The 16,364-nt window shown below is 49.0% G+C and carries 13 protein-coding genes; 1 reads left to right on the top strand and 12 read right to left on the bottom strand.

Annotated features, from left to right (window positions below; all coding sequences use genetic code 11):
* Window positions 1–6 precede the first annotated feature (6 nt).
* A complete protein-coding gene (locus ACTTK7_RS04040) occupies window positions 7–1,173 on the bottom strand; it encodes an MFS transporter (protein ID WP_462866009.1) in 1,167 nt (388 codons plus the stop codon).
* A gap of 268 nt (window positions 1,174–1,441) precedes the next feature.
* Between ACTTK7_RS04040 and ACTTK7_RS04035 the strand changes: the two genes are divergently transcribed.
* Window positions 1,442–2,221: an SDR family NAD(P)-dependent oxidoreductase gene (locus ACTTK7_RS04035; protein WP_462866007.1), complete on the top strand. Its 780-nt coding sequence runs from the start codon at window positions 1,442–1,444 to the stop codon at window positions 2,219–2,221.
* 196 nt (window positions 2,222–2,417) lie between these two features.
* On the opposite strand, the gene ACTTK7_RS04030 is transcribed toward ACTTK7_RS04035, so the two are convergent.
* The 11 genes from ACTTK7_RS04030 to ACTTK7_RS03980 all read right to left on the bottom strand — a co-directional run bounded on the left by ACTTK7_RS04030 (window position 2,418) and on the right by ACTTK7_RS03980 (window position 16,305).
* Entirely contained in the window at window positions 2,418–2,918 is a 501-nt protein-coding gene (locus ACTTK7_RS04030) for a YusW family protein (protein WP_462866005.1), read from the bottom strand.
* 216 nt (window positions 2,919–3,134) lie between these two features.
* On the bottom strand, window positions 3,135–3,488 hold the full coding sequence (locus ACTTK7_RS04025; RefSeq protein WP_462866003.1) for a hypothetical protein: 354 nt from the start codon (window positions 3,486–3,488) through the stop codon (window positions 3,135–3,137).
* An 87-nt stretch (window positions 3,489–3,575) separates the two neighbouring features.
* Entirely contained in the window at window positions 3,576–4,775 is a 1,200-nt protein-coding gene (locus ACTTK7_RS04020; protein WP_462866001.1) for an ROK family transcriptional regulator, read from the bottom strand.
* 84 nt (window positions 4,776–4,859) lie between these two features.
* Window positions 4,860–7,904: a glycoside hydrolase family 2 TIM barrel-domain containing protein gene (locus ACTTK7_RS04015; protein WP_462865999.1), complete on the bottom strand. Its 3,045-nt coding sequence runs from the start codon at window positions 7,902–7,904 to the stop codon at window positions 4,860–4,862.
* Window positions 7,905–7,915: 11 nt separating this feature from the next.
* On the bottom strand, window positions 7,916–9,976 hold the full coding sequence (locus tag ACTTK7_RS04010) for a beta-galactosidase (protein ID WP_462865997.1): 2,061 nt from the start codon (window positions 9,974–9,976) through the stop codon (window positions 7,916–7,918).
* Between the two features lie 49 nt (window positions 9,977–10,025).
* Window positions 10,026–10,874 carry a carbohydrate ABC transporter permease gene (locus tag ACTTK7_RS04005; RefSeq protein ID WP_462865995.1) on the bottom strand — a complete coding sequence of 283 codons (849 nt, stop codon included), beginning with the start codon at window positions 10,872–10,874 and terminating at the stop codon, window positions 10,026–10,028.
* A complete protein-coding gene (locus ACTTK7_RS04000) occupies window positions 10,871–11,782 on the bottom strand; it encodes a carbohydrate ABC transporter permease (RefSeq protein WP_462866206.1) in 912 nt (303 codons plus the stop codon). Before ACTTK7_RS04000 ends, ACTTK7_RS04005 begins: the two co-directional genes overlap by 4 nt.
* 61 nt (window positions 11,783–11,843) lie before the next feature.
* A complete protein-coding gene (locus tag ACTTK7_RS03995; protein ID WP_462865994.1) occupies window positions 11,844–13,184 on the bottom strand; it encodes an ABC transporter substrate-binding protein in 1,341 nt (446 codons plus the stop codon).
* 235 nt (window positions 13,185–13,419) lie between these two features.
* A complete protein-coding gene (locus ACTTK7_RS03990; protein ID WP_462865992.1) occupies window positions 13,420–14,178 on the bottom strand; it encodes a YveK family protein in 759 nt (252 codons plus the stop codon).
* Between the two features lie 131 nt (window positions 14,179–14,309).
* Entirely contained in the window at window positions 14,310–15,314 is a 1,005-nt protein-coding gene (locus tag ACTTK7_RS03985; protein WP_462865990.1) for an ATP-grasp domain-containing protein, read from the bottom strand.
* 19 nt (window positions 15,315–15,333) lie between these two features.
* Window positions 15,334–16,305, bottom strand: coding sequence for a sulfotransferase family protein (locus ACTTK7_RS03980; RefSeq protein WP_462865988.1), 972 nt, complete (start codon window positions 16,303–16,305; stop codon window positions 15,334–15,336).
* Between the last annotated feature and the right edge of the window lie 59 nt (window positions 16,306–16,364).

Genomic DNA, 16,364 nt, shown 5'->3' with positions numbered 1-16,364 from the left:
CTTCAGTTAATGCGGCTTTGCTTCACTTTCCCGCACCCGCGGCGCCCGGTATGCCATGAGCGCAATCGCCATGGCAACCACCACAAGCGCGCTTCCGGCCCAGGAGGTGGCGGCAACCACGGACTGCTCCACGACGATGCCGCCGAGAATCGAGCCGATCGCAATGCCGACCTGGAGCGCTGAGGTGTTGACGCTCTGCTGGATGTCAGACGTTTCCGGCGCGACCGCAATCAGATAGCTCTGCTGCGCCGGAGCAATAGACCAGCTGAGAATACCCCAGATGATGACGGCCGTGATAAAGAGCGCCATCGAATTGGTCGCAAACGGCAGAATGAATAGGATAACCGCAAACGAGGCGATGAACGTAAGCGACATTCGTTTGGAGCCGAACTGGTCGGTGAGCCAGCCGCCGACCCCTCCGCCGGAGACCGCTGCGGCCCCGAAAATAAAGAACATGGCGCTGATCCAGAACGAGTTCAGTCCCATCGTCTCCTGCATGAACGGGTTAAAGTAGCCATACAGCGTGTAGTGGCCCGCAAGCACCAACAGCGTCACGCTGTGGATGCCGACGATCTTGATGTCCTTGAGCGAGCGGATCTGCTGGCCGACCGTAACCACCTGCTCCGGCTGCATGCGCGGCAGGAAGCGGATCATGACCGCCCCGATCAGCACTGTCAGCGCCGCAATCATGACGAAAATAATCCGCCAGCCAAACGCCTCCCCGATAAGGACGCCGAGCGGCACGCCGAGAACAAGCGCTGAGCTGACGCCCATCGTAACAAGACCGATGCTTCTGGAGCGGTACTTCGCTTCCACGAGCTTCGGTGCCATCGTGAGAGCGAGCACGATAATAAGCGCGGCACTGGCCGCCGTTACGAACCGGGCGGCCATCAGTACGGTAAACGTTGGTGCCAGGCTTGCGCCGATATTTGCGATGGCAAACACGGCAAGCGCCCACATGTACACCGTTTTCCTCTCTACATTGGATGTAAATGACAGCAGAAGCGGGCCCGCCACCGCAAATACGAGGGCAAAAATCGTAATCAGCTGTCCGGCAATGGCAATCGACACCGATAAATCCTCCGAAATGAGCGGAAGAATCCCGCTGATAATCAGCTCGACCATGCCGACGATAAACGCCGACACCGCCAGTAAGTAAACACGTGAATTCATAGCACAGTGACCTTCGAAAGACACCTCTGTCTTTCGTTCCTTTCTATCCTAAAATCTTCTATCTCATTCTAACACGAACCTCCCGCTGGAAACGATTATCTGCCTGCGTGAAAAAAGAAACCGCAACACATAGAATAGGTATTTGTAGAGAACATTAAAAAATAGAAGAAATTACCAAAACAATAAGCCTAATCAATGTTTTATTTTAATTAAACTATGGAAAATAAATGGTAGTAATCATTTTTCACCACAAGGAGGAGCTAGAATAATGGGAAAATTAGAAGGCAAAGTAGCACTCATCACTGGCGGCGCTGGAAATCTGGGAAAAACAGCTGCAGAAGTGTTTCTGAGAGAAGGGGCTAAAGTATCCTTAGTCGATATGGATAAAGCGAAATTGGAAGAAGTAAAAGAAGAGTTATCGGATGAAAATGTTTTTATCGTTGAGGCTAACGTTACCAAAGAAGAAGACGTGAAAAATTATGTCGATCAGACTGTAAATACATTTGGTTCTATAGATATCTTTTTCAATAATGCAGGCATTATTGGAGAGGTAGGATCTATTGACCAACAATCACTAGATAATTTTAATAAAGTCTTGTCTATTAATACGACGGGCATTTTTCTTGGCATGAAGCACGTGGTGCCAGTTATGAAAAAACAGCAAAGCGGCAGCATTATTAACACCTCCTCCGTAGATGGCTTAAGAGGAAGTCCTAATATGACACCATATTCAGCTTCTAAACATGCCGTCGTTGGCTTAACGAAAACCGTCTCTTTAGAAGTTTCGAAGGATAATATTCGAGTTAACTCCATCCATCCTGCCCCAGTTTCAGGAAATATGATGGAAGTTGTCCATGCGGGTCAAAGCAAAAGCCAGGAAAACGAAGAGGTACAAGTAAAAGAAGAAATCACCAGAAGCATTCCTTTAGGACGCTATGCAAGCTCAAAAAATATTGCAAAATTGGTTCTATTCTTAGCTTCAGAAGATAGTGAATTTATTACGGGAGCAGAATACCGAGTTGATGGTGGAATGGGAGCAACAAGTTAAAGAAATAAAAAAAGAGTTCTATGTCTAATTTAAGGATGACTTCTATACGTTTTCTTGCGAGCGGCGCCCATTTATATTGTGGATATAAGTATAACGGATCCCGGAGACTGCGTGTTTTTTGTGTTTCTATCCCAACAAATATTATAGAGACTGAAAGGGCTGCCCTGTTTTTTGAGGGCAGCCCTTTCAAAACTTTTTATGCTTCCTCTTCGACCTCTGTTTCTTCATCGCTTGGGAATTCCACGTCCACTTCCAATTCATCATAATTATCCTCCAGAGAAAAAGCTTCTACGGCAGCCTGCTGCACTTCTTCCTCACTGGAGTTTTCATCAATATTCATGTCGGGAAGAATAGAAGACAGCTCGTCCAGGGCTTCCTGGCCTTCCATTTCGGTCTCTTCTCCTCCGCGGGAATCATCGATGTCTGCTTCCGGCTCTCCATCATTATATTCATATTCGGCCTGGTACTCTCCATCTGAGTATTCGACGTCCACATCAATACTTTGAAAATTCAGCTCCTCGTACCAGTCCCCGGAGCTGTTCTCACTTCCTTCTTCTCCGCTGTCAGGGTTTTCATCCCCGTTCTGCTCTTCCATGTCATTTTCTTCGCTGCCGGAGTTTTCTCCGCCGCCCCCACAGGCTGCCAGTCCCGTCAGCATTGCTGTCGTTAATGTTAATGCTCCCATTTTTTTATTCATCGTACCCCTCCTAGTTTTGTAGATCCAAATGCTGTATCTTCGACTGCAATAAAGCCGGCCAACGATCAAGCATATCCTTTTATTGGCGCTACGCTTATGTACGTAAAGCAATCCTTCATGTTTCAGTCCGCTAAAATAAGATTAAATATTTTAGCGCAGCCTTTGTTCATCAATAGAAAAGGGCTATCCCTAAAAATGGGACAACCCTTTCTTCCTTTATATCAGCTGCACATTTGGTGTCGTTTTTTCGTGATTCTGGTACTGCCTGGCCATAATGCCTTCCGGGGTAATCTCCCAATCGGTGATCGAAAGCACCAATTCGTGCCGAAAACCGGTCAGACGGCAGGAGGCAAGCTCCTCTATGTGTACCGGACGCCCCTGCAGTTCCTCCAGCAGCTCGTACGTTTCCGGCTTCCACATCATATATTCGTCGTAAAAAAAGGGAATGAGTAATCCTTCTTCTCGTTCCTTCGCCTGTTCGAAGTTAACAATTGCACTATCACGAAAAAGAGAGCCGATGTCTTCCCAGTGATCCGAACGGACCTGGGCTGCAATGAATGTGTTTCTCATCAGTGACAACTCCTTTCCCCTCTCTATTCCCAAAAGAAAGGAAGGTTAGTCATGAATGATGAATGTTTTCATGAGAAACACCCAGATTCACTGCGGCTGAAACAGTTCCACGAGCAGCAGCGCCACGGCGCCGAGCATCGTTGCTCTGCTGTTAAATTCGGTGAGAACGACTTTTGTCTGCTTGGCCTGCTGGGTGAGTCCGCGCTCCTGAATGATACGCCTGACCGGCTCGAGTACGTACTCCCCGGACTCCGAGACCCCGCCGCCGAGAATAATTTTGGTCGGGTTGATGATATGAATCAGATTGGTGAGTCCGATGCCGAGATATTCGCCAGTCTGCCGGAGAATATCAACGGCAAGCGGATCCCCCGCTTCCGCAGCTTCAAAGACTATTTCCCCGCTCACGCGATCCAGGTCCCCTTCAATCAGCTCCCATATCCGGCTGTCAGGATGCTTTTTTAAGCTTTCCACAGTCCGCTCGGCAACCGCCGGCCCGGAAGCGACCGTCTGCAGACATCCGTTGCTTCCACACGCACAGCGGCGGCCGTGTACGTCAATCGCCATATGGCCGAGCTCCCCGGCAATATCGTATTCCCCGTGATACAGCTCGCCGTTGATAATAATCCCGGAGCCGATACCGCGTCCGACGTTGACCGCAACCATGCTTTTGACATTTTCACCGCTGCCAAACCAGGCTTCGCCAAGCGCCATGGCGCGGGCATCGTTTTCCACCTTCACGAGAAAGCCAAATTCCTTCTCCAGTTCGTCTTTGATTGGGATATCCCGGAGGTGCAGGTTCGGCGCAAACAGCGAGGTACCCGTCGCCACATCGACGACCCCGTGCATAGCCACTCCAATACCAACGACTTTATCCCTCATAAGCGGAATTTCATTTAATAAATCATGAATCCCTTTTTTTACAACATCCAAAAATCCCGATTCCTCCGTCAGGTTAATGCTCTCCCTCAGGTGATGAATCACCCTGCCTGACAGATCAGCAAGGCCAAACTCCACCTCGGTCGGGCCGGCATCGAGACCGATAATATAAAAATCACCGCTGTTGATTACAAGCATCGTCGGCTTCCGGCCGCCCTGCGAATCGCCGAGACGGCTTTCTTTAACGATCCCCTGCTCGATCAGCTCGCGCACGTTCGCGCTTACTGTCGGCGGCGTCAGGTTTGTTTCTTTCGCAATCTGGGCACGCGATATCGGGCCCTCGCTACGGATTTTGTTTAATACAATTGATTTATTAATGGATTTCATCCATTGAAAACTGCCGGTTTGCATAACTATCCCCCGTTTCGCGGCCCCTGGTTCTTGTCCCACGTGCCCTGTTGCTGTAAATAAAACCCGCGCGGCTTTTCTATGTCATTATTCCCCGCGCAGACGAAGCTGAAAATGGAAAGGTTCCGTGTGCAGCCTGTACTGCTCCAGCACATCCGGTCCGCAGCTGGCTGAACCGAGGCCGTGCTGCTGATGGTCCACCTGCACCGTCACATAATCCGCTTTCACCAGTTCATGACGGTGGCGGGCCTGTTCAATATTTTCCCGGGTATACTCCTGTATTGTAAAGTCAAAACGCTCGCCGCGCGCTTCGGCCGTTAACGCTACGGTTCCACCCTTCAATGTCACTTCGCGCACATCGTGGCGGTTTCCGTTTTCCTGCGGGAAAATGTACGGCGTCATGAGCTCCGGCACTGGAAGCGACCACTGGCCGCGCCGCACGGCCTGCCGGCTGTCGCGGTACGCCTCTCCCGGTCCGAGCCCCAGCCAGTCCACCTGCTGCATCGTTTTCGGCACCGTCCATTCCATACCGATCCGCGGGAGGGTTGCTGGGTATTTTCCATATGGTACAACAGAAACATCAATATCCACCGTTCCCGAAGGAGCGACTACGTACGTCCACTCTACGTTCATACCCCACGCCAGTCCCGAAGGTGCGACGCTTTCCTGAACGGTCACATGCACCGAACCGCCGCGTTCGGCAGCATTGACGGCTTTTGTGCGCGTCAGCAGGTAGTGCAGCCCATGGGCTTTCCACGTTGTTTCCGACGGCACCGGCTTCCATTCCTTCTGCCCCCAGCGGTCGTTATCAATCGGCGCCCGCCATACATTCAGCCTTGGCCCGTGCTCGATCAGCGGCTCATTGTTGTGCGTCCATGCATTCATTCTGCCGGTTTGTTTGCAGAATGCCAGGTGCGTTATTTCCCCGGAAATAATCCACTCGGCCGGGGTTTCTGTTACCGTAAGAGCAGCTCCACTGTCGCTTTCTCCGGCTACATCTTCTAAAAGCACCGCCTCCTGCAGCACGTGCTCGCTCCAGGCAATCTCATGGCCGGCCGCAGCCCACTCGGTCTCTTCCTTCAGCGTGCACTCCACGGAAAGAACCACTTCTTCGTTAGCTTCTGCTTCCACCGTTTCATACGGAATGCTGAGCGGCTCGGACGAACGTGCCGGCACTTCGATACCGCGAAGCTCTCCGGCCTGCACAGTTGTACCGTCGATTTTCACCTGCCAGTGAACCGCCAGGTGATCCGTGCCGAGAAAGTCATACTCGTTCACGGTCCGGTATTCCCCGCTGCTCTCTGCTTCGATCCATACGGGCTGGATGATTTTTTTGTATTCCCGAAGCGCCGGCGACGGGGTCCGGTCCGGCATCAGCAGTCCATCGATGACAAAATTGCCGTCGTGCGGATATTCCCCGAAGTCACCGCCATAGGCAAAGTATCTCTCGCCGTTATCGGTCGTACTTAAAATACCCTGGTCGATCCATTCCCATACGAATCCGCCCTGGAGCCGGTCGTGGAGGCGGATCGTCTCCCAGTATTCCTTCAGACCGCCCGGGCCGTTGCCCATTGCGTGCGCGTATTCGCACAGAATATGCGGTTTTTCGTATTCGGTCCGCGCTCCGAGCTGGTCCATCACTTCCACGCTTGTGTACATGGTTGTAAACACGTCGGAGGCGGTGGGATCATGGTCCGGCTGGTTTTGCACCTCCGCTTCGTTCACCAGATGCCGTGTTTCGCCTTCGTAGTGTACGAGCCGTCCCGGATCGCGATCCTTCGCCCAGTCGGCCATCGCCTGATGATTCGGGCCGAAGCCGGATTCGTTACCGAGCGACCACATAATGATCGACGGGTGATTTTTATCGCGTTCGACCATCCGCACCATCCGGTCCAGATAGGCCTCTTTCCAGTCCTCGTCCCGGCTGAGCTGGCTCCAGTCATCCACCACGTCAAAGCCGTGGCATTCCAGATCCGCTTCGTCGATTACATACAGCCCGTAGCGGTTGCACAGATCGTAAAAGGCCGGAGCGTTCGGATAGTGCGCCGTGCGTACGGCATTGATGTTATGCTGCTTCATGAGGCGCACGTCCTCCTCCATGCGGGCCCTGCTGACCGCCCGTCCGGTTTCCGGGTCGTGGTCGTGGCGGTTCACGCCCTTCAGCGTAATCGGCACCCCGTTCACAAGAAACACGCCGCCCTTCAGTTCAACAGAACGAAATCCAACGTCATGAATAACCCGGTCTACCTCCTGGCCGCTGTCGTTTCGCGCAACCAGCACGAGCTGGTACAGGTACGGCGATTCCGCGGACCACTTTTTTGGGTTCGTGACATGCATATCAACGCTTGTATTTTCACTATCTGCCGCCAGCTTCCCTGAGCCGATTTCGTCTGCGCCATCATACAGGAAAGCTTCGACTGTATACGCTCCGTCCACGCGGTTCGTCTGGACATCCACCCGGCAGACCGCGTCACGGTAGTCGTCATCAAGGAGGGTCTGTACAAAAAGATCGTTTACATAGACGGGCGGTTTCACCTGCACGGATACATCACGGAAAATACCGCTCATCCACCACATGTCCTGGTCTTCGATGTAGCTGCCGTCCGACCACTGATACACCCGCACAGCAATATGATTGGTGCCCGCGGTGACTAGGCTGGTGATGTCAAATTCACTTGGCACCCGGCTGCCCTGGCTGTAGCCTGCCTCCCGGCCGTTTATCCAGACGTGAAACGCACTGTCCACGCCTTCGAAGGCGAGCAGCACCGTGTGATCCTCCGGTACGTCCGCCAGCTCAAAGGTCCGCCGGTAGCTTCCGGTTGGATTTTCGGACGGAATGTTTGGCGGGTCCACCGGAAACGGATAAATGACGTTCGTGTAATGCGGACGGCCGTAGCCGTTCAGCTGCCAGTGCGACGGCACGGCGAGCGTATCCCAGGTCGCATCGGAAAAGTCCGGTTCATGAAAGCCTTCCGGCGCCTCCTCCGGCGACGGTGCGTAATGGAATTTCCAGTCACCGTTTAGCAACGTGACGCCGCGTTCGCCTCCCGTGTCGCTCTGTGATACAAATGAGGCCCGGGCTGCCCGGCGGTTCCGCTGAAGCGTCGTTAAGTCTTCCCAATCTTTTTGCATAGCAATGCCTCCTACTTGGACTGTTTAATGATGGTGATGCCGCGCGGTGGGAGCGTGAGGGTTTCGTGAATTGTTTCTCCGCTCACCAGATTCGTTCCGTTTAGTTTCTTAGACATCAGGCTCTGCTTTCGTTCGCTGAAGTTGGATACAAACCGGTATTGGTAATTCTTGTTTTCACGTTTCTGCACGGTCACACCGCGCGGAAGCGGGGCGTCTACCAATCGCTCCACTCCGCTTTCCCGCAGGACGGAGGCATAAAAATCATCGTAAAACGATTCTTCGGCGCGGGCGGCTATATAATACGCCTGCCCGCTGCCGTAACGATTGCGGGTGAGCGCCGGACGGCCGGCATAAAAATCATCCCGGTACGAAGCCAGCACCTCCGCCCCTTCCGTGTGAATCAGATCGCACAGCTCGGTGAGCGTATATTCGCCCCCGAGCTCCGGTACGTCTGTCTGTTTGATCATGGTATTTTCCTCACTGTCGCCGAGGCTGTCGATTTCTTCGGACCAGATGCCGAGCACGTCGCGGAGCGGCCCCGGAAACCCGCCCAGAAAACACAGGTCATGTTCATCCACAATGCCGGACCAGTACGTGGTGACGAGCGTACCTCCGTTTTTCACAAATTCGCTAATTTTCTCGCCGACGCCTTCCCGGACCATGTACAGCATCGGGGCGACAAGCACCTTGTACGGCGACAGGTCCTTGTCCATGTCAATTACATCGACCGGCACGCCCTGCTTCCAGAACGCCTTGTAGTGGTCTTTCACAGTGGCTTCATAGTGAATGCCGCTGTTTCGCGGTCCCTGGGCATCCTTGACCGCCCAGCGGTTTTCGGTGTCAAAAATGACCCCCACCTCCGGCTGCACCGTCGTGCCCGCGAGTTCACCGGCTGCTTCGAGCGCCTGCCCAAGCTCAGCTACTTCCCGGAACACCCTCGTCTCTTCATGTCCCGCGTGATCCACGACCGCGCCGTGAAACTTTTCGCTTGATCCTCGGCTTTTCCTCCACTGAAAGTACTGCACCGAGTCGGAGCCATGTGCCACCGCCTGCAGGGATGAGAGCATATGAACCCCCGGCTTTTTCAGCTTGCTGAGCGGCTGCCAGTTGGTCGTGCTCGGGGTGCTTTCCATCAGGAAGAACGGCTGGCCGTTTTTCATGGCCCGGAACCAATCATGATTCATGCCTACCCAGGCCGCCAGGTCCGTGTCGTCTTCATTATAGTGCCATGTTGGGTACGAATCCCAGGAAATAAAATCGACGACCTTGGCGAACTTGGCATAATCCAGCTCGTCAAATGCTTCCATGAAATTGGCTGTCGCCGGCAGCTTCGGGTTGGCCTCGCGGAACGGGCGGAGCTCGTGCTCATAGAAGTCAATCGTCTGGTCGGTAACAAACCGTTTCCAGTCCAGGTTCAGCCCGTGCACCATCGTTTCACCGTGCGGCGCCGGGGATTCAATCTGTTCCCAGGCCGAATACGTGTGGCTCCAGAACGTCGTCCACCAGTCATGGTTCAGCTGCTGGAGCGTGCCGTATTTGTTCTGTAGCCACTGGCGGAACGCTGCCTGACAGAGCGGGCAGTGGCATTCGCCGCCATATTCATTTGAAATATGTAGCCCGATCACCGCCGGGTGATGGGCGTAGCGTTCGGCGAGGCGGGCGTTCATCTGTTCGGTCTTTTCCCGGTAAACCGGCGACGTATAGCAATGGTTATGACGCAGCCCGTGCAGGTTGCGCTGCCGGTGCTCATTTACCCGCAGCACCTCCGGGTACTTTTCCGACATCCATGCCGGCCGGGCGCCGCTCGGCGATGCGAGAAAGGCGTAGATGCCGTTCGCCTCGAACTGATCGAGAATACGGTCGAGCCAGCCGAACGTAAACGTCCCTTCCTCCGGCTCCAGGCTCGACCAGGAAAAGATACCGACCGACATGACGTTGCAGTTGGCCTCCTTCATCAGCCGGATATCGTCTTCAAGCTTGTCTGGATAATCGAGCCACTGCTCCGGGTTGTAGTCCGCCCCGTGCAGAAGCGTTCCCGTCGTCGGGAAAATGGATTGATAATCACGTTTCAATATATATCATCCTTTCAAAGCTGTGGTATTTCGTATGCCTTCCGGAAACCTATTCCTTGACCGATCCGCCCAGAATCCCGGCAATAAACTGCTTCTGCAGGATCAGGAAGAACACCATGATCGGCACGACGGAAATGGCAGCCCCGAGCATAATCTGCCCGTAATCAATGTCCGACAGGCCGACAAGACTCGACAGCGCCACCGGCAGCGTGTACATTTCCCCGGAGTTCAGTACGACGAGCGGCCAGATGAAGTTGTTCCACTGGAACATAAACAGGAAGATCGCAACTGCAGCAAGCGCCGGACGCATGGTCGGAAGCACAATTTTAAAGAAGATCCGGAACTCCCCGGCACCGTCCACCCGCGCTGCCTCCAAAAGCGTCGTTGGGATCGCCTGCATGTTCTGGCGCATGAGAAAAATCGCGAACGGATACGCAAGCTGCGGCAGAATCACCGCCTGGTACGTGTTCAGCCAATTGAGCTCCACGAAAATCCGGAACAACGGGATCAGAGTTACGTGATACGGAATCATCATCGACAGCAGCAGGATGAAAAAGATAGCGTCGCGGCCTTTAAATTTAAACTTCGCGAATGCATAACCCGCCGCGCTGCATATGAGCAGGCTGAGCGCGGTAAACGTAATAGCGATAAACAGTGAGTTGAACACGACGCGCAAAATGCCGATGGACTCATTCAGGTTGATAAAGTTTTCGATCAGGTACGTGCCTGGAAGCAGCGACGGCGGAATGCCGAAGATTTCTCCCGACGGGTTGGTTGCCCCGATCACCATCCAGTAGAACGGAAAAATGGAAACAATGACGCCCACCGTAAGCAGGGCGTACAGCACAATTTTTTTCGGCAGGTGTCTTTTTGGCGCATTAGCCGTTGAAGTACTCAATCCCGATCACTCCCAAGTCTCAGCTGTATCCAGGACAATACAGCGATAATAATTACCAGCACATAGGCAATCGCCGAGGCGTAGCCAAAGTCAAAGTAGCGGAAGCCCTGATCGTACAGGTACATAATAACCGTCAGGGTGCTGTTGTTCGGTCCGCCGTTCGTTAAAATGTACGGCTCGTCAAACAGCTGGAGCGTACCGATCGTGGAAAGCACCACCGTAAACAGAATGACCGGCTTCAGCTGCGGAAGGGTAATGTAGAAAAACTGGCGCACCTTCCCGGCACCGTCGATGCTTGCGGATTCGTACAGATCCTTGGAAACGTTCTGGAGGCCCGCAAGCAGGATCACCATGTTGTAGCCCGTCCAGCGCCATGTAACGACGAGCATAATCGACACCTTCGCCCAGAACGGGTCGTTCAGCCAGGAGACCTTTTCCAGGCCGATCGTGGAAAGCACGTAGTTGACGATCCCGTAGTTGCCGTCGAGAAGAATGATAAAAACGATTGAGGCTGTAACAAGCGCTGTCACGGACGGGAGGAAAAAGGACACCCGGAAAAAGCCGTTAAAGCGTACGAGCGCCGAATTAAGCATGACCGCAAGCAGAATCGCGAGCGTAATCATAATCGGCACCTGAATGATCAGGATGGTAAACGTATTAATGAGCGACTGATAGAACAGCCCGTCGTTAAAGAGCCGTATGTAGTTCTGGAAGCCGATAAAGCTCATTTCGCCCCCTTCACTCGCCTGAAAGCTCAATAAAAACGAGGAAATGACCGGATAAACGGTAAAGATGACAAACAGAAGCACGGCCGGGAAAACGAGAATGTACGGAAAGGTTTTCGGGGTGATCCATTTCTTTTTGGCTTTCGCCTTTTCCCCGGCATGATCCGAGGTGACGTTTTCCATGTTCGACATGTTGGACCTCCTTATAAAAATGGGGAGAGCAGGAGCTCTCCCGATTCATTCGTTATTGTGATGTCTCCCGGCCGGTTTCACTCGCCAGCCGTTCGACGGCGTTACTCATAACTTTGCTTGGATCGTTGCCCTCGAGAATGACCGAGGACTGGGCGTCCATGATCACATCTTCCGCCCGCGGGATATCGGAGTTGTAGACCGGTGGTTCAATGTTATCGGTCGTATCAGCAAGCAGCCCGTAGACCGGCTCATTGTTAAAGTATTCCACCGGCTCTTCAAAGATCGGGTCTTCATACGTGCTTGTCAGCGACGGGAACAGGCCGTAATCTTCAAAGGCCTGGAGCTGGATTTCTTCGTTGGTGGTAAAGTATTCGGCGAACGCATAGGCTGCATCCTGGTTTTCCGAGGATTCGAGCACCGCCAGGTTGGATCCGCCGGAGTTGGCTGCCTGCGGCGTGCCCTCTTCAAACGTCGGCAGCTCCATGACGCCCCACTGCCCGCTCATGTCCGGAGCCTGATCCATAATCGTTCCGCTGTACCAGGCGCCTGTCGGAACCGAAGCTACATCGCCGTTGACGGTCGCACCGACCATCGCGTCCCAGGTGTTGGCGTTATAGATTAATTCCTTCTCGCTCATTTCCGCCATCAGATCCATCGCCGCCTGGGCTTCTTCGGTGTCGAGTTGGATTTCACCGTCCTCGTTAAAGTAGCTGACGCCCTGCTGGTCTAAAAACACGCGGTACGGGGAGTCGTCGGAGGTCACCTGCACCGGCAGCATGAACGCGTCCGTTTCTTCCACGACCTTTTCGCCGGCGGCCACGTAATCATCCCACGTTTCAATGTCATCCGGATTCACGCCCGCTTCCTCAAACAGGTCCACCCGGTAGAAAACCCCGGCCGGGCCGATGTCCCATGGCATCGAAACAAAGTCACCGTTTTCGTCCTGCGCGGCATCCACTTTAAATTCGGTAAATTTATCCGCGTGTTCGTCAAAGCCGTTTTCCGACAGATTCATGAAGCCCTCCGGAAATTGGGATTTGTAGTTTTCCAGCTGGGAGGACTCCAGGGATACAACGTCCGGCAGGCCAGAGCCGCCGGAGCCAAGACCAACCGTCAGCCGCTCGTACACGTCATCGGTCGAGCTGTCCTGAACCGTGATTTCCACGTCCGGATGCTCTTCCATGAACTGCTCGGCCGCCTGCTCCAGCGATGCCGCCGCCACGTTCCACGACCATACTTCCACTTCGCCGCTCAGTTCACCGTTCCCGTTTCCGCCGCCTTCGCCATCGCCGCCGCTGTCGCCGCTTCCGCCCCCGCTGTTGCCGCTGCATGCCGTTAACAGACCTACTGACGCTGCCCCCGCTACTGCCAATTTCCAATATGATGCTTTCATGAACCCATCCCCCTTAGGTGTTTTACCAGCTTTTGAAAGTCGTGTATGTAGAATATATTAAAGCGTTTTCAAAAGTTAGTAAAATAAATTAATTAACTTAGTATTTATTAAACAGTATTTTGTAAGCGGTGTCAATAAGATTATTTAGTTTGTGATTTTACTAACTTACAAAAAGTCACTTTTAGTGCAAAACAAAAAAGAAAAGCCTTATCTTTGGCTTTTCTCAAAAAATGCACTATGATGTTTTTCTTTCTTCTCGATTTTTTGAACGCATGCTTTTATTCGAATTTGTTTGATTTGAAGACTTATTGAATTCTGACTCTCTTATAGTAGGAACTACTCCCAGTATAGGTAATTCTAATTCTTTTTCTACATCATGCTCAGTTTTTATTGATTTATCTAAGAATTCAAGTAGGAATGCAATTCCTACTCCTATCAACGAACCGATTATCAGTGATATGGCCAAATTCAAAAGTGGTTGGGGCGAAACTGGGCTTTCGCTATCACTGAGCTGTGCTTCCGAAAGTATACTTACGTTATCAACTTCCATAATATCTGGGATTTGTTGCTCAAAAGTGCTAGCTACTTCATTAGCTAAATTTGTTGCTCTTTGAGGATCAGTATCTTCTACTGTAACAGTAGTGACTTGAGACTCTTCCTCTGACGACACAGTAATTTTTGACCTTAATTCCCCTACTGACCCTTCAAAATTTGAATTTTCTACCGCAGGAGCTAAAATAGCCGGGCTGGTGATAATTACATTGTATGTATTAATTAAGTCTCTGCTGGATTCTATATCAGTTGAAGAAAATTCTTCATTTGAAGTTTGTGATTGATTTACTAGTATTTGAGTTGAAGCTTCATATTGCGGTGTCATTAAGAAAAAAGTGATGATTGCACCAATAATTAGTGTTCCAAGTATTGTAGCAATGATTAATTTTATACGTTTTTTAAGAGTCGTATATATATCTTGAAGATTAAGTGTTTCTTCCATACGTTCCTCCAACTAAAATATTTATTATTCAAAGTCGTGATGTTTATTTTACCATGATTATATTTGAAAATCATATAGCTTGCTCTTGATTTGAAAAATTTGTTTGAAGTATTTTTTCAAAATTTTTAACTTCAAATTGGAGAAATTGACAAGTGTTTATAACCTTCAGTACCATCTACAGCTTCTAAATATGAGTTCGTAACAGTTTCATTTTTTATCCATTTCATTATTGCTTTGGGTAAATTAACTCCTGCTATATGACTAAAAGGATAAGACCCACCAAATCGAGCATTTAACTCAATTACATAAGGAATATCGTCTACCATGAAGATATCCACGTCTAAATTAGCTGTATGACGCGTTTTAGAGCTGAGATTTTCACCTAAATTTACTAAATTAGAGTTTAATTCAACTTTTACATGATCAGCTTCCCCAGACCTTGAAGAAAGTTTTTTTAAAGGAATAGTATTCATGTAATTTCCTTTTAAATCATTAATCACATCCATACTATATTCTATCCCCTTTAACTTTTCCTGTATCAATACTGCCTCTTCGATATTCAAAGAAGATTCGATTTGCAAATATGTATCCAATATTTCTTTTTTACATTTATTTGTCAACACCTCCAACTCTTTTTTATTTTCAGCTACGTATACGCCTATAGATCCCATTCCCCATCTTGGTTTAATGATTACAGGAAAACTCATTTTTTCTTTTGATATTTCTTCAAAAGCATGATCTATTCTTAGAAATGTTTTTGGAGTATGAAAACCATTATTCTTTAGAAATTTATACGTTTTCCATTTATCATTACAAATCTGAATCACTTCTTCTTCTGAGACCAAAACTTTAGTTCCTACATCTGCAAAAAAATTTGCATTTTTCGATAAAATCGGTAAATCAATATCGAATAAAGGAACTAACAAATCGATCTTATTATTCTTGCAATAGTCTAATAAAAAAGGAATATATTCAGTGGTATTAATGAGTGGTGTTATTACTCTATTATTAAAGCCTTTCATCGCACTCGATATTTCCGAATTACCAACATGTATTTCTCCTTTACCGTTTAATTCTTCATTAAAATACTCTATTAAATAGCCCCTTCTTCCAGAAGATGTGAATAAAATATTCATAGTCTCCCTCCTCTACATGTTATATTCTTTTATATATCCTTTTTTTCAACTCATTAATTTCTGATAATTCATTTGGATTGTAATTATTTTGTAATTCATTTTCTGCTATTTCTCTATTTTTTAATTCTTTTCCACTAAATAAATCTTCTTGATCAAATTCAGGAGTATATTTTAAAGAGCACATTTCAGGGTAGCAAATAGTCTCAATGCATTTTATTTCTTCTTTTGTTAATTCTTCTAAATACTTTTTTGAATTATCTCTCATAATTTCTTGTCCTGTGTTTTTCCACATCTCGAACTTCGAAGCATGTTGTTTATTACTTTCATTTTTATGATATTCAAACATGTTTTCGTCGAATCGTTCTCCCAAAAAATCACATACTTTTTTCATTTCATTTCTAGGAGTTTTAGTTAATTCTTCATAATAAACTTTTAGTGCTCTAGCTTTGTGATGCAAAATCGAATAATCTCGTAGAAAACCTAATTGATCTTTTTTCCACCTTTTTGCCCCTTCTATTACTCCTCCAATATGACTCGGGCTTTTTTTCCAGGATAATGCCATATCTCTCGGATCTCTAACTAAATAAATAAATTTACTATCAATAAAATTTTCAGTCAGGAATAGTGTAAACTCATACATTGGACTTTCTTTAATAAAAACATGATTTTTATTATTTAGCTTAGCTTCTTCAATGTAAATACTTTTGATTAATTCTCCTACTTCGCCCTTAGTAGAAATACTTTTTAATTTTTTAAAGTCAATTTCCGTTTTCCAACTAGATAGATTTGCATTATAAAGATTAGTTACATCTTCAAGTAATGTATTCCAATTTTTTTGATCATTTAAATTTTGGTATCGAAATAAATTTCTAGCTATTGGGTTTATTATTTGTTTCGTATAAGGAGCACATATATTCTCGTGGTTGTCTATCATATTCTTTAATAAATTGCTGCCAGATCTATCAGAATACATCAAAAATGAAAATTTCATATTTACCTGCCTTTAACTATTTATTTAGTTTACTTCCACATCGTATATTTTTTTTTGCA

The sequence above is a fragment of the Marinococcus tarijensis genome, assembly GCF_054971385.1.
This window is presented reverse-complemented; position numbering and strand designations above follow the sequence as displayed.

Bases quoted from the DNA above. Each gene is read 5' to 3' on its own strand.
- ACTTK7_RS04040 (WP_462866009.1), bottom strand. From the start codon at position 1,173: ATGAATTCACGTGTTTACTTACTGGCGGTGTCGGCGTTTATCGTCGGC.
- ACTTK7_RS04035 (WP_462866007.1), top strand. From the start codon at position 1,442: ATGGGAAAATTAGAAGGCAAAGTAGCACTCATCACTGGCGGCGCTGGA.
- ACTTK7_RS04030 (WP_462866005.1), bottom strand. From the start codon at position 2,918: ATGAATAAAAAAATGGGAGCATTAACATTAACGACAGCAATGCTGACG.
- ACTTK7_RS04025 (WP_462866003.1), bottom strand. From the start codon at position 3,488: ATGAGAAACACATTCATTGCAGCCCAGGTCCGTTCGGATCACTGGGAA.
- ACTTK7_RS04020 (WP_462866001.1), bottom strand. From the start codon at position 4,775: ATGCAAACCGGCAGTTTTCAATGGATGAAATCCATTAATAAATCAATT.
- ACTTK7_RS04015 (WP_462865999.1), bottom strand. From the start codon at position 7,904: ATGCAAAAAGATTGGGAAGACTTAACGACGCTTCAGCGGAACCGCCGG.
- ACTTK7_RS04000 (WP_462866206.1), bottom strand. From the start codon at position 11,782: ATGGAAAACGTCACCTCGGATCATGCCGGGGAAAAGGCGAAAGCCAAA.
- ACTTK7_RS03995 (WP_462865994.1), bottom strand. From the start codon at position 13,184: ATGAAAGCATCATATTGGAAATTGGCAGTAGCGGGGGCAGCGTCAGTA.
- ACTTK7_RS03990 (WP_462865992.1), bottom strand. From the start codon at position 14,178: ATGGAAGAAACACTTAATCTTCAAGATATATATACGACTCTTAAAAAA.
- ACTTK7_RS03985 (WP_462865990.1), bottom strand. From the start codon at position 15,314: ATGAATATTTTATTCACATCTTCTGGAAGAAGGGGCTATTTAATAGAG.
- ACTTK7_RS03980 (WP_462865988.1), bottom strand. From the start codon at position 16,305: ATGAAATTTTCATTTTTGATGTATTCTGATAGATCTGGCAGCAATTTA.